General features: G+C 59.9%; 12 protein-coding genes. 7 read left to right on the top strand and 5 right to left on the bottom strand.

What is annotated here, in order from left to right; all coding sequences use genetic code 11:
- Positions 1-5 precede the first annotated feature (5 nt).
- The 3 genes from efeO (F2P67_RS08635) to efeO (F2P67_RS08625) are packed head-to-tail and all read left to right on the top strand — an operon-like array spanning position 6 to position 3,373.
- Positions 6-1,205 (top strand): iron uptake system protein EfeO, encoded by a 1,200-nt coding sequence (efeO, locus tag F2P67_RS08635; RefSeq protein ID WP_166219428.1) that lies wholly within the window; start codon positions 6-8, stop codon positions 1,203-1,205.
- A gap of 17 nt (positions 1,206-1,222) precedes the next feature.
- A complete protein-coding gene (gene efeB, locus F2P67_RS08630) occupies positions 1,223-2,521 on the top strand; it encodes an iron uptake transporter deferrochelatase/peroxidase subunit (RefSeq protein WP_166219426.1) in 1,299 nt (432 codons plus the stop codon).
- A gap of 27 nt (positions 2,522-2,548) precedes the next feature.
- A complete protein-coding gene (gene efeO / locus F2P67_RS08625; RefSeq protein WP_166219424.1) occupies positions 2,549-3,373 on the top strand; it encodes an iron uptake system protein EfeO in 825 nt (274 codons plus the stop codon).
- Positions 3,374-3,496: 123 nt separating this feature from the next.
- On the opposite strand, the gene pssA is transcribed toward efeO (F2P67_RS08625), so the two are convergent.
- Positions 3,497-4,840 carry a CDP-diacylglycerol--serine O-phosphatidyltransferase gene (gene pssA / locus F2P67_RS08620; RefSeq protein WP_166219422.1) on the bottom strand — a complete coding sequence of 448 codons (1,344 nt, stop codon included), beginning with the start codon at positions 4,838-4,840 and terminating at the stop codon, positions 3,497-3,499.
- A 161-nt stretch (positions 4,841-5,001) separates the two neighbouring features.
- Between pssA and F2P67_RS08615 the strand changes: the two genes are divergently transcribed.
- Both F2P67_RS08615 and F2P67_RS08610 read left to right on the top strand, forming a co-directional pair.
- On the top strand, positions 5,002-5,565 hold the full coding sequence (locus F2P67_RS08615; protein ID WP_166219420.1) for a TetR/AcrR family transcriptional regulator: 564 nt from the start codon (positions 5,002-5,004) through the stop codon (positions 5,563-5,565).
- Positions 5,566-5,620: 55 nt separating this feature from the next.
- Positions 5,621-6,100 (top strand): nuclear transport factor 2 family protein, encoded by a 480-nt coding sequence (locus tag F2P67_RS08610; RefSeq protein WP_166219418.1) that lies wholly within the window; start codon positions 5,621-5,623, stop codon positions 6,098-6,100.
- Between the two features lie 121 nt (positions 6,101-6,221).
- On the opposite strand, the gene sfnG is transcribed toward F2P67_RS08610, so the two are convergent.
- From sfnG to F2P67_RS08590, 4 genes are all read right to left on the bottom strand, one after another.
- The gene (sfnG, locus tag F2P67_RS08605) at positions 6,222-7,316 is read right to left on the bottom strand and encodes a dimethylsulfone monooxygenase SfnG (RefSeq protein ID WP_166219416.1); all 1,095 of its coding nucleotides are present in this window, start codon (positions 7,314-7,316) and stop codon (positions 6,222-6,224) included.
- A 170-nt stretch (positions 7,317-7,486) separates the two neighbouring features.
- Positions 7,487-9,100, bottom strand: a complete 1,614-nt coding sequence (locus F2P67_RS08600) for a mechanosensitive ion channel family protein (protein WP_166219414.1) — start codon at positions 9,098-9,100, stop codon at positions 7,487-7,489.
- A 70-nt stretch (positions 9,101-9,170) separates the two neighbouring features.
- Complete coding sequence (locus F2P67_RS08595) at positions 9,171-10,292, bottom strand: AI-2E family transporter (RefSeq protein WP_166219412.1); 1,122 nt, start codon at positions 10,290-10,292, stop codon at positions 9,171-9,173.
- A gap of 90 nt (positions 10,293-10,382) precedes the next feature.
- Positions 10,383-10,988, bottom strand: a complete 606-nt coding sequence (locus F2P67_RS08590) for a TetR/AcrR family transcriptional regulator (RefSeq protein WP_166219410.1) — start codon at positions 10,986-10,988, stop codon at positions 10,383-10,385.
- Between the two features lie 157 nt (positions 10,989-11,145).
- Between F2P67_RS08590 and F2P67_RS08585 the strand changes: the two genes are divergently transcribed.
- Together F2P67_RS08585 and F2P67_RS08580 are read left to right on the top strand one after the other, a co-directional pair.
- A complete protein-coding gene (locus F2P67_RS08585; protein WP_166219408.1) occupies positions 11,146-12,528 on the top strand; it encodes an aspartate aminotransferase family protein in 1,383 nt (460 codons plus the stop codon).
- 142 nt (positions 12,529-12,670) lie between these two features.
- On the top strand, positions 12,671-13,966 hold the full coding sequence (locus F2P67_RS08580; RefSeq protein ID WP_166219406.1) for an OprD family porin: 1,296 nt from the start codon (positions 12,671-12,673) through the stop codon (positions 13,964-13,966).
- Positions 13,967-13,986: the final 20 nt, after the last annotated feature.

Below are 13,986 nucleotides of genomic sequence, written 5' to 3'. Positions count from 1 at the left end.
CATCCATGTCAAAGCCTAATACACCTCAGGCCTCCCCTCCCCGTGCCTTGCGCTGGGCGGTGGCCGGTTCGGTGGTCGTGATGATCGCCGCCGGTGGCCTGTTCTGGTACGCCTCGAAAATGGCCGCCGCCAAACGTCAGCACAACCACGATGAAGTGGTGGTCAACATTCATCCGGGCAACTGCGAGCCTAATGCGCTGACGGTGCCGGCCGGACGCGCCAGTTTCCGCATCGTCAACCGATCGGATCGTGCTGTGGAATGGGAAATCCTCGACGGCGTGCTGGTGGTCGAAGAGCGCGAAAACATTGCGCCGGGTCTGAGCCAGGTGATCAACGCCAATTTGCAACCCGGCGACTACGCGATCACCTGCGGCCTGCTGAGCAACCCGCGCGGCACCTTGCATGTGACGCCGACTGCCGCTTCCGATGCGGCTGCCAAGGCCAAGCCGTCGATGGTTGCCTTCGTCGGCCCGTTGTCGGAATTCCGCGTGTACCTGGCCAGCCAGGGCAGCGCGCTGATCAAAGCCGTCACCGCGCTCAATCAGGCGATTGAAAGCGGTGACCTCAGCCAGGCGCAGGCGCTGTACCTGCCGGCGCGTGCGGCGTATCAGCGTCTGGCCCCGGCGGCGCAGCGTCTGGCGGAACTGGACAACAGTATCAATGCCCGCGCCGATTACTTTGAAAAACGCGAACAGGATCCAGCGTTTGTCGGTTTCCACCGCATCGAATACGCGCTGTTCCAGCAACGCAAACTCGACAAGCTCGCACCGGTTTCCCAGCGCTTGCTGACCGACGTCACCACGCTCAAACAACAACTGCTCGCGCAGACACTGCCACCGGAGCAACTGGTGAACATCGTGGTGCGCAACCTCAACACCCTGGCCGATGTCCGCGCCGCCAGCGGTGAAGAGGAACGCTACAGCCACGGCGACCTCAACGGTTTTGCCGCCAATCTGCAGACCGCACACAAAGTGGTCGAGCTGCTGCGGCCGATGCTGAGCAAATCCGCCGCCGATCTGCTGCCGAAAATCGATCAGGCACTGGCTGATTTCGACACACAACTGAACAGCTTCAAGGTCAAGGACGGCTACGCCACTTACGACACCGTCAGCGGCGAACAACGCAAGCAGATCGCCGACAAGGCTCAGGCTCTGGCCGACGCACTGGACGCAATCGATCCCGCCCTCGGCCTCTCCGGCCTGTAAGCAGAAGACGAGTACCGATGAAAGATTCTGAACAACTCAACCTGCAACGTCGCCGCCTCCTGATGGGCATGGGCGCCGCCGGTGTCGCCCTCGCCGGTTCCGCCCTGAGCTGCCCGGCCATGGCCGCAGCACCTGCGCAAGTCACCGAAGCACCGAGCAGCGACAAGACTGAAGACCGCCACGACTTCCACGGTGTGCATCAGACCGGCATCGTCACCCCGCGCCCGGCCTCGGGCATGTTCGTGTCGTTCGACGTGCTGGCCAGTGATCGCGAAGACCTGGAGCGGCTGTTCCGCACGCTCAACGAACGCATCGCGTTCCTGATGAAGGGCGGCCCGGTGGCGCAGATTGACCCGAAACTGCCGCCGCCGGATTCCGGCATCCTCGGCCCGGTCGTCACCCCGGACAACCTGACCATCACCGTGTCGGTGGGTGAATCGCTGTTCGACGAGCGCTTCGGCCTGGCCGACGCCAAACCGAAACGCCTGCAACGCATGGTCGGTTTCCCCAACGATGCGCTGGAAGCCGATTGCTGCCACGGCGACTTGAGCTTGCAGTTCTGCTCCAACACCGCCGACACCAACATTCACGCCCTGCGCGACATCGTGAAGAACCTGCCGGACCTGCTGCTGGTGCGCTGGAAACAGGAAGGCAGTGTGCCGCCGCAAGCCCCGGCCAAACCGGGTGTGCCGGCGCAATCAGCGCGCAACTTTCTTGGCTTCCGCGACGGTTCGGCCAACCCCGATTCCAATGACGGCAAGAGCATGGATCGCATCGTCTGGGTGCAACCGGGCAGTGACGAACCGGCGTGGGCAGCCCACGGCAGTTATCAAGCCGTGCGGATCATCCGCAACTTCGTCGAGCGCTGGGATCGCACGCCGCTGCAGGAACAGGAAAGCATCCTCGGCCGGGTCAAGGCCACTGGCGCGCCCATGGGCGGCAACCATGAAAGTGAAGTCCCTGACTACAGCAAAGACCCGGAAGGCAAGCTGACCAAACTCGACGCGCACATTCGGCTGGCCAACCCGCGCACCGCCGCGACGCAAGCCAACCTGATCCTGCGCCGGCCGTTCAACTACTCCAACGGCGTCAACAAGAACGGTCAGCTCGACATGGGCCTGCTGTTCATCTGTTACCAGGCCGATCTGGAAAAAGGCTTCATCACCGTGCAGACCCGCCTCAACGGCGAGCCGCTTGAGGAGTACCTCAAACCGGTCGGCGGCGGTTACTTCTTCACCCTGCCGGGTGTCACGGGCGACAAGGACTTCATCGGTCGCTCGCTGCTCAACGCCACACAACCGAAAACCGCTGCATAAAACAATCTCGACACTGGAGCCGCCCCCATGAAAAAAACGCCACTCGCGTTATTGCTGACCCTTGGTTTGCTCAACACCCCGCTGGCGGCGTTCGCCGCGACCGCACCGCTGGATCTGGTCGGGCCGGTTTCGGACTACAAGATTTACGTTACCGAGCAGCTTGATGAACTGGCCAGCCACACCCAGCAGTTCACCGAAGCGGTGAAGAAAGGTGATCTGGCCACCGCGCAAAAACTTTACGCACCGACCCGTGTGTATTACGAGTCGATCGAGCCGATTGCCGAGCTGTTCAGTGACCTTGATGCGTCCATCGACTCACGAGTCGACGACCACGAGAAAGGCGTGAAGGCGGATGATTTCACCGGTTTCCACCGCCTCGAATATTCGCTGTTCTCGGAAAAAAGCACTCAGGGCTTGAACGAGTTGGCGGACAAACTCGACAGCGACGTCAAAGACCTGCAAACCCGCGTCGCCGGCCTGACCTTTCCGCCCGAGAAAGTCGTCGGTGGTGCCGCTGCGCTGCTGGAAGAAGTTGCCGCGACGAAGATTTCCGGCGAAGAAGACCGTTACAGCCACACCGACCTTTACGATTTCCAGGGCAACATTGACGGCGCGAAGAAAATCGTCGACCTGTTCCGTCCGCAGATCGAAAAACAGGACAAGGCCTTCGTCGCCAAAGTCGACAAGAACTTTGCCACCGTCGACAAGATTCTGGCCAAGTACAAGACCAAGGATGGAGGGTTTGAAACCTATGACAAGGTGAAGGATAACGACCGCAAGGCGCTGGTTGGCCCGGTCAATACCTTGGCGGAAGACCTGTCCACATTGCGTGGCAAGTTGGGTCTGAATTAAGGTTTTTTAGCGTCTGTTAAGGCCCCATCGCGAGCAGGCTCACTCCTACAGTTGGAATGCGTTCCCCTGTAGGAGTGAGCCTGCTCGCGATAGCGGTTGTATGAACGCTACAAATTTAAAACCTTACAAAATCCGGTAGAGCAACCGCTCGATCCGCACCCGACTCACGCGCTTGAGAAACTTGGCCACCCCCGCCGGGTATTCAGGCAGCGTCTCCAACGTATTAAAACTTTCGATCCGCGTGGTGTGACGGAAAATCTCCTCCAGTTCCTTCGCACGTGGCTCCAGCCATTCGCCTTTCGGGTCATCGATCAGCAGCGCGTTTTCCAGATCCAGCCGGAACGCCCGTGGATTGAGGTTGTTGCCGGTCAGCAGCGTGTAGCGCTGATCGATCCACATGCCCTTGAGGTGATAGGTGTTGTCGCCGTCGCGCCACAGGTGAAGGTTCAACTGACCGCTGTCGATGTTGCGCTGGTGTCGTTTGGCAAAACGACGCAGGCTGATCTCGTACAGATACGGCAGCGCGGCGATCACCTTGAACGGCTCACTCGGCGGAATGTAGAAATCGTTGGCGGTCTTGTCGCCGACCACGATGTCGATCTTCACCCCACGGGCCAGAGCGCGGTTGATCTCGCGGATCACCCCCAACGGCAGGTTGAAGTATGGCGTGCAAATAGTCAGTTGTTTTTGCGCACTGGCGATCAGTTCGAGAATCGCCCGGTTCAACGGGTTGTTCTTGCCCACACCGAGCAACGGGCTGACCGAAAGGCCTTCTCTGGCCGTGCTGCCATTCGCCGTATCGTAAGTGGCGTATTTGAGGCGGCTGCGCAGGTCGCCGATGTCATTGCGCAGGCTGCGCGTGCTCGGCAGATTCGGCAGATCGAGGCGGTGCACGGCCTTCGATTCGATCAGGCCGTGTTTGACCAGGTGATGCATCGAGTCCGCCAGTTCGCGGCTTTGCAGGACGTGATAGCGGTCGAAGCGGTACTTGTCGAACTTGTGCAGGTAAACGTTGTTCAGGCTCGCGCCGCTGTAGACCACGCTGTCGTCGATGACAAAACCCTTCAAATGCAGCACACCGAACAACTCTCGGGTCTGCACCGGCACCCCGTACACCGGCACTTCGCTTTGATGGGTACGAGTCATCTCCTGATACCACGCCGAGTTGCCCGGCTGCTTGCCGGCGCCGATCAGACCGCGCTGGGCGCGCAGCCAGTCGACGACTACGGCAATTTCAAGCTCCGGGCGCTTGAGTTTGGCGGCGTGCAAGGCATCGAGGATTTCCTGACCGGCTTCGTCTTGCTGAAGATAGAGCGCAACGATGTAGATGCGCCGGGTCGCCGTGGCTATTTTCTCCAGCAGGCAACGACGGAATTCGGCGGCGCCGGAGAGAATGGTCACGGCCTCGGCGGTCAGCGGAAAGCTGCGCAGTTTGGGCAGCAGAGAACGTTTGAAAAGCAACGGCATAGGGCTCGCAATGGGTCGAATCCGAAGAACCCGAGAGCTTACACCATCGTATCCTTCGGGTCTTCCCGCCTGTTTGATCGTTTCCACGCCCACGTAGAGCGTGGAAACGATCAGGAAATAACTCCTTGACCAAGGAGAACGATCGTTCTACTGTTTGTCGCATGAACGAAATCACTGACACCTCGACCCGCGACATCATTCTGGATGTCACCGAAAAGTTGATCTACAAAAGTGGCATCGCGGCCACCGGCATGGATCTTCTGGTGAAGACCGCCGGCGTCTCCAGAAAAAGCATCTACCGCTACTTCGCCAACAAGGAAGAGCTGACCGTCGCAGCCCTGCAACGCCGCGACGTGCGCTGGATGCACTGGTACCGAAGCGCCGTCGATCAGGCCGAAACTCCGGCCGATCGCCTGCTCAACCTGTTTACCGTACTCAAGGGCTGGTTCGCCTCGGAAGGTTTCCGCGGCTGTGCCTTCATCAACACCAGCGGCGAAACCGGCGACCCAGAGGATCCGGTGCGCCTGGTCGCCAAGGCCCACAAACAGAAACTGCTCGACTACGTCTGCGAGCTGTGTACCGAACATGGCGCCGAAGATCCGCAACTGCTGGCCAGACAGCTGCTGATCCTGATTGACGGCGCCATTACCGTAGCGCTTGTGATGGGTGATCACAGTGCCGCTGATAATGCGCAATGCATGGCGCGCAAGTTATTGGACCTGTAACGCCTTAATAAGCCTGACTTGTTGTTTAAACATTAAATTGATCGGGAGACTGAACATGTCTACTGCAGCCCAGGTGCGTCCGCCATTACCGCCCTTCAACCGTGAATCGGCCATCGAGAAAGTTCGCCTCGCCGAGGATGGCTGGAATTCTCGCGATCCGGAAAGGGTCTCGCTGGCCTACACCCTCGACACCCAATGGCGCAACCGCGCCGAATTCGCCCACAACCGCGAAGAAGCCAAAGCCTTCCTTACTCGCAAGTGGGCGAAAGAGCTGGATTACCGCTTGATCAAGGAACTCTGGGCTTACTCGGACACCCGCATCGCTGTGCGCTACGCCTACGAATGGCACGATGATTCGGGCAACTGGTTCCGTTCTTACGGCAACGAGAACTGGGAGTTCGACGAGCATGGCCTGATGTTCCAGCGCTATGCCTGCATCAACGACATGCCGATCAGGGAAAGCGAACGCAAGTTCCACTGGCCGCTGGGCCGGCGGCCGGATGATCATCCGGGGCTGTCTGAACTGGGTCTGTAACCTCACACAGATGCAAAATGTGGGAGAGGGCTTGCTCGCGAAGGCGTCGTGTCAGTTGATCGCTACTTTTCTGACACACCGCTTTCGCGAGCAAGCCCGCTCCCACAGTGTCTGGTGGTGTTCAGGCAACCGCGGCGGTCTGTGAAGATTGCGCTTTAGCCTCCAGTTCACGCACCAGCGGCAATACTCGCTTGCCGAAATACTCCACCTCCTCCTGAAAGTGCAGAAACCCCGCCAATACCAGATCGACGCCCACCGCTTTCAAAGCGACGATCCGTTCGGCGATCTGCAACGGCGTGCCGATCAGGTTGGTCTTGAAGCCGTCGTTGTATTGCACCAGATCTTCGAACGTCGATTTCGCCCAATTGCCCTCGCCCTCCGGTGAGGCTCTGCCAGCCTGTTTCGCTGCGTCGCCAAAGGCGTTGACCGCCTCTGGATCGGCCTGATCAATGATCTGCGCGAGCACTGCTCGTGCTTCCTGTTCTGTGTCGCGGGCAATGACGAACGCGTTGACGCCGACTTTTACCGAGTGACTGTTGGCTGCCGCTTTGGCGCGGATGTCATCGACTTGCGCCTTGATGCCTTCGACGCTGTTGCCGTTGGTGAAATACCAGTCCGATACCCGCGCCGCCATGTCCCGCGCCGCACGGGAACTGCCGCCCTGAAAGATCTCCGGGCGGGCCAACGGTTTTGGCTTGAGGCTGTAATTGTCGAAACGGTAGAAGTCGCCGCGAAAGCTGAAGTTGTCCTCACTCCAGATCCCGCGCAGCGAGCGGATGAATTCTTCGGAGCGTCGATAACGCTCGTCGTGCTCCAGCCAGTGCTCGCCAATCGCCTGGAACTCGCCCTTGAACCAGCCACTGACGATGTTCACCGCGATGCGGCCGTTGGTGAGCTGATCGATCGTTGCCAGTTGCTTGGCAGCCAGCGCCGGTTGCCACGGGCCGGGCAGGATTGCCGCGATGACTTTCAGTGTGCTGGTCGCCGCAAGCAGTGCGTGACTGAACGCCACCGATTCATGCTGAAATTCGGCGCCGTAACCGGCGGTAAAGCGGATTTGCGTCAACGCGTATTCAAATCCGGCCGCTTCGGCCAGTTGCGCCAGTTTGCGGTTGTAATCGATGCCCCAATCGGTGCGCTGTTCGATCTTGCTGACCACCAGCCCACCGCTGACGTTTGGCACCCAGTAGGCAAATTTCACGGCTTGCTGACTCATTGGCGTGTCCTCGGGACATTTGCGGAGATGAATGAGCCAGAGCAGCAAACGTGCCAAGCCTGGATGGCCCGGTTTTATTGGGTTTCATTGTCAGGCGAATGCATCGTGGAAGGGTTGTTTGCTGGCGAGGTGTCCGCCGCGCAACAGTTATGGGATCGCCTCGCAAACGATTACTGATCCTTCGGTGGCTCGGCAGGGGCTGTGAACCACTTGTCCTTCGGCACCCATTTTTCTTGTTGCGGATCGCCCAGATAGTGCGGCGACATGATCTGCACGCCGTATTCGTTGAACACGTCCTGAATGTTGGCGTGCAGCATGCTCAGCAGCACTGCGCGCGGCCGCGGCTGGCTCGGGATGGCTTGCGCCACCAGGCGATACTCGGGATAAAAATCCGACAACGCGGTCTGGAACACCTGGGCCGGCGGATCCTCAAGAATCCCCGACGTGCGCTTCGCCGCCTCCAGCAACATCGCTTCGACCTGCCGCCACGGCGTGTCGTAGCCAATGGTCACGACCGTATCTACCACGTAACCGGCGCCTTGCACGGTACGTGAATAGTTCTTGGTGACGGTGCCTGTGATCATCGAATTGGGCAGTGTCAGTACCTCACCCAGACCGGTGCGGATACGCGTAGTGAACATGCCCAGCTCGGTGACGGTGCCTTCGTACTCGCCAATCTTGACGAACTCCCCCGGCCGCAGGGTGCGCGTGTAGGTGAGGATCAGCCCCGCCGCCGCTTGCCCGACGACGCTGCTGGCGCCAAGGGAAATCATCAGACCAATCAACACCGACAAACCCTTGAACGCATCCGTGCCGGCACCTGGCAGATACGGGTACGCCATGGCCAGGGCAAACAGCCAGATGGCCAACGAGGTCAGGCGTTGGGTCGGTTGCAGGGTTTCATGGTTGAGCCAGTTGAATGTGCCCGGCGTGGCCATGCGCCGAAGCACACGACGCATGAATGCCGTGGCGCCTCGGGCGATGAAAAAAATCGCCAGCGCCACGCCCAGACCGGGAATCGCACCGACAATGCCTTGCAGCAGGTAACCGGCCACTTCGAACAGATAGTTGTTGAGGCTTTCACCCCACGGCCGCGTATAGGGAAACCGCGACAGGACAAAACCCAGCCATTCGTAAGTCAGCAGCAGAATCACCAGCCAGCGCAGCACCAACAGCAAGCGGCTAACCAGTGGGTAGAGGAAGTTGGAGTCGATCAGTTGCACCCGCCCGACTCTCAATGCCTGGGTGTGGCGATCCATCAATTCCGGCAGTTTCGCCAGCATTTTCCGGCGCAGATACGCCAGGCACCACAGCAGCACGACGTAAATCAGCGTGGCGGCAGCGGCCAAAGCGGCGGAACGCAGGATCAAGTGCAGGCTGCGCGCTTCCTGAGTTTCACTGACCACTTGGCGCAGCTTTTCAGCGGCGCCTTCGGCGGCTTGTTGCACGGAGGAATACGCCAGCGTGTCGATGTCCTTGGGCGCAACGATGAATGCGCGTTTGGCGCCGATCAGCACCAGATAACTGTTCTGTATCGGGTCGATCGTGACATTCAGATCTTCGCCTTCGTCCAGCGCTTCACTGATGACGGTCTTCGCTCGTTTGACCCTCGACGCCGGCGCTTCGCCCAGAATCGTTGCCCGGAACAACATGATGCTGCGGTTGGCCACCTTCAGCTCAACCGCCTCATCAGCCGGTTTTGAAACCTCGTCAACCGCCCAGATAAATCCCGACCAGAGCGCAGCAAACATCACCATCAATACTGCCAGCAGCCTGCTTCGCATGCGCCTTTTCCTTACGCCCGAGTGCCAGAGAGGGATACGTAAGGCAGCGTAGTTCAGCGATGAACGGTTGTCAGATTTGCTCCGGGTCAACATCACGGGATTTGTCCGGAACCGGCGTGACGTCCGCCGGCTGATCCACCCAACCGATGAACAACTCATAACCGACGGCCAGAATTACCGGCCCGGTAAACAAGCCGATGATCCCGCTGGTGACCATGCCGCCCAGCGCGCCGATCAACACCACCGGCATCGGCACCGCGACGCCGCGCCCCAGCAACAGCGGTTTGAGCACGTTGTCGGAGAGCCCCGCAAGCACGATCCACACGGTGAAAATAATGGTGCTGGCACTGACGCCGTCATGGGCGAACACATAGATCACCACGGGCACGGTGATCAGCAACACCGGCAATTGCATGATGCCCAGCAGCAACACCATCAACGCCAGAATCCCTGCGGCGGGGATGCCCATGATCACCAGCGCGACGCCAATCAGCAGCATCTGAATGAAGGCGATGCCGACGACACCTTGCGCCACGGCGCGGATGGTCGCGGTGCACAGTTCGGCGATCTGCGGGCCACGTACCGGGCCGGAAATTCGCGTGGTGATCGCCACGGCGGTGCGGTGGCCGCGCTCGCCGTTGGTCATGATCAAACCGGCAACGATCAAGGCGACGACAAACACGACAATTCCCGCGCCGACACCGGCCGCCTGATGCAGCAACACTTTGCCCCAGTTGGTCAGGTGCGGCGCCAGCTCCTTGAAGGCCCAGCTCAAATCCTGCGAAGCGTGCTGCCAGATACCGAAAAGCGGCGCGCCGATCAGCGGCCAGTTCTCGACGCTGGCCGGCGGTGGCGGTATTTCCAGCGTGCCGCCCTCCATCGCGTGCATGCCGCCCTTGACCGAATCGGCCACCGAAGCGCCGAGCAGACTCAGCGGCACCATCAGAATCAACAGCCCGAACAGCACTAGAATGATCGCCGCCCAGCCGTAGCGATTGCCCAGCCGGGCGCCGAGTTTCTGATTAAGTGGATAGAGGGTGACGGCGAGGATCAACGCCCAGAGCATCACGTTGAGGAAGGGATGGAAAATGTCGTAGCAGAACAGCACCAGTGTGGCGATCAGCCCTGCGCGGATCAGCACATCCAGCAATGCGCGTGAACTGCTGATCGCGATAAACGGTTTCTCTTCCATGGCGGACTCCTGCCGGGCACAGCTGTCGGGATGCGCTGAGCCTAGAACACAACCTGGCAGTCGTCCTGTAACACCCGTGAATTAACCGCCCTAACGCTCCAGCATGCCGTGGCACATCAGGTTAAGCACGCTGCGCATGTGCTGCGCGTGCGCTTGGCGATCAGGTGTGGCTTCGGTCGCCAGACGAATGAACGCCATGTTCGCGTATTGATTGAACAGTGTGGCCGCGACGTCGATGTCGACGGACTCGCGCACCTTGCCGGCGTCCTGAAAGTGCCTGAGCAACGCTTTGGTTTCTTCGATCACCGCCGCGTTCCATGGACTCAACGCCTGGGCCAGTTCACCCGTAAGCAGAAACGGCGCCAGTTCACGCCACAACGAAGCCGGCATGGCTTGCAGTTGGTAGTCGGTCATCAGGCCTTCGAACTCGCACAGCGCCTCCAGTGGATCGCTGTCTTCATCCAGATTGGCCCGCGCGTCGCGCATTGCCTGCTCGTCCGGTTGCTTGAGCAATGCCAGCAGAATTTCCTGTTTGCCGCCGAAGTAGTTGGTCACCGTCGGCGCGGAAACCGCGGCTGCATTGGCGATCTGTTCAAGCGTGGTCGCGCCGAAGCCGTTGCTGATGAACAGCTCAAGTGCTGCCTGCGCGATGACTCCCCTGCGCTGTTCCTTTTGCTTTTCTCTGAGTCCGCTCATGTCTTGCCTGCTGTGCCTTGCCAATGCGGCTCAGCCTACGGATATTTTTTTCCACCGACAAATATTTTCTTTACAAAAATATTTTTAAATGACAAATATTAGCCGTGCAACGCTGCAATGAACGCACTCACTTGCCCAATTCTTCTGGAGATCAGTCATGTCCGCCGAATTCGATCCGACTCGCAGCACCCGTGATTTTCAAGCTGCCGATGCCGCCCACCACATTCACGCGTTTGTCGATCAGAAGGCGCTCAATGAAGAAGGCCCGCGGGTGATGGTCAGCGGTGATCGCCTGGCGTTGTGGGACAACGACGGCAATCGGTATCTGGACGGCATGTCCGGCCTGTGGTGCACCAATCTCGGCTACGGACGCAAGGATCTGGCCGCCGCCGCGACCGCGCAGCTGGAACAGCTGCCCTACTACAACATGTTCTTCCACACCACCCACCCCGCCGTCATCGAACTCTCCGAGCTGCTGTTCAGCCTGCTGCCCAAGCACTACAGCCACGCGATCTACACCAACTCCGGATCCGAAGCCAACGAAGTGCTGATCCGCACCGTACGCAAGTTCTGGCAGGTGATGGGCAAGCCCGAGAAGAAGATCATGATCGGCCGCTGGAACGGCTACCACGGCTCGACCCTCGCGGCGACGGCACTGGGCGGCATGAAATTCATGCATGAGATGGGCGGCACCATTCCCGACGTGGCACACATTGACGAGCCGTACTGGTTCGCCCACGAAGGCGACCTCAGCCCGGAAGAATTCGGTCTGAAAGCCGCACGCCAACTGGAAGACAAGATTCTCGAACTCGGTGCCGACAAGGTCGCGGCGTTTGTCGCCGAACCGTTTCAGGGCGCCGGCGGCATGATCATTCCGCCCGCCACTTACTGGCCGGAAATCCAGCGCATCTGCCGCCAATATGACGTGTTGTTGTGCGCTGACGAGGTGATTGGCGGCTTCGGTCGCACCGGCGAATGGTTTGCCCACCAGACTTTCGGTTTCGAACCGGACACCCTGTCCATTGCCAAAGGCCTGACCTCCGGCTACATCCCTATGGGCGGCTTGATCCTGTCGCGGCGCATGGCCGAAGCACTGGTGGAAAAGGGCGGCGTGTTCGCCCACGGCCTCACCTACTCCGGGCACCCGGTGGCGGCAGCGGTGGCGATAGCCAACCTCAAGGCGTTGCGCGATGAGGGCGTGGTCAATCAAGTGAAAACCGACACCGGGCCGTACCTGCAGAACTGCCTGCGTGAAGTGTTCGGCAATCATCCGCTGGTGGGTGAGATTCAGGGTGTCGGGCTGGTGGCGGCGTTGCAGTTCGCCGAGGACAGAGCCACCCGCAAACGCTTTGCCAACGAAAACGATATAGCCTGGCGCTGCCGCACGATCGGGTTTGAGGAAGGCTTGATCATTCGCTCGACACTGGGGCGGATGATCATGGCGCCGGCACTGGTTGCCACGCGTCTGGAGCTGGATGAACTGATCGACAAGACGCGCATAGCCGTGGATCGCACGGCCCGCGAATACGGCGTTCTGTAACCCATAACACCTTGTGAGAGCGGGCTTGCTCGCTCCCACAGGGATTGCGGTTTGCCCGAGCCATTCAGCACACCTGCTCAATATTCGTCGTTTCAATCGGGCCATCATCGGCAGATCTTCCGTTGATGCCGGTCACTGACACATGATGCCTCCCTGCCCTCCGCGCCTTGTGCTGCTGGTTTTGCTGTGCGGGGCGGGCAATGCCGCGTTCGCCAGCGAATTCTTCGACGACGCCAGAACCGAAGTGCTGAGTCGCAACTTCTTCCTCAGCAACGACTACCGCTCGCCCTCGCCTGCCGGCAAAAACTACAAACAGGAATGGGCGCAGGGATTCATCGGCTCGTTCACCTCTGGCTACACGTCGGGCACTGTCGGTTTCGGCGTCGATGCCCATGCTTTTTTCGGTTTGAAACTCGACGGCGGCAAGGGCCATTCCGGTACCGGATTATTGCCGGTCGACAGCAACGGTCGCAGCGAATCCGATTACGCCGACGCGGGTGGCGCGTTCAAGTTGAAGGTTTCACGTACCACGTTGGCATTCGGTGAGATGACCGTCGAAACCCCGCTTTTCGACACATCGGACAAACGCCTGCAACCCGAATACGCCAGCGGTTTTCTGTTAACCAGCCGCGAGATCGACAACGTCAGCCTCACGGCCGGTCACTTCACCGCGTTCAAGAATCAGGACAGCTCCTCCGGCCACGACGACTTCTATGGCTACGGCGCCAACACCGAGGCCGGTGGCATCAGTATTCTCGGCGCCGATCTGTTCAGCGACAGCCCCGTCGGCGGTTCGCTGTACGCCTCTGAACTCAGCGATACCTGGCACCAGTACTACGGCAATCTGCATTTCAAACAGTCCGGCGTACTGCTCGACGCCAACCTCTATCAGACTCGCGATACCGGTCACGCACTGGCCGGCGCCATCGACAACACAGCGTTCAGTCTGTCCGGCAAATACAGCTTCGGCCCGCACGGTGTGATGCTCGGCTGGCAACGCATCAACGGCGACACACCGTTCGATTTCGTCGGCGGCGACTCGATCTATCTCGCCAACTCAATCAAATACGCCGACTTCAACGGCGCCCACGAACGCTCCTGGCAAGCGCGCTACGACCTCGACCTCGGCGCCTTCGGCATCCCCGGCCTGACGTTCATGACCCGCTACGTCAGCGGCAGCCACATCGACGGCACCCACGCCCCCAGGGGCGGCGCCTACAACCCGTTCGACGCCGCTTCTGGTGACTACCAGCCGCAGCAAGGCGCAGGCGGCAAACATTGGGAGCGTGATGTGGATTTGAAATACATCGTGCAATCGGGCGCGGCGAAGGATCTGTCGGTGCAGCTCTCGCACGTTTCGCACCGGGCGAATGAGGCGCAGGCGGGGGATGATATTGATCGGGTTTATGTGGTGGTGCAGTACCCGTTGGGGTTTTGACGGATTAAGAGGAAGTGCTT

Source organism: Pseudomonas atagonensis (assembly GCF_011369485.1).
In the GTDB taxonomy this organism is placed as follows: Bacteria; Pseudomonadota; Gammaproteobacteria; order Pseudomonadales; family Pseudomonadaceae; genus Aquipseudomonas; species Aquipseudomonas atagonensis.
The sequence above is the reverse complement of the archived record's forward strand: the minus strand, read 5'-3'. Positions and strand labels throughout refer to the sequence as shown.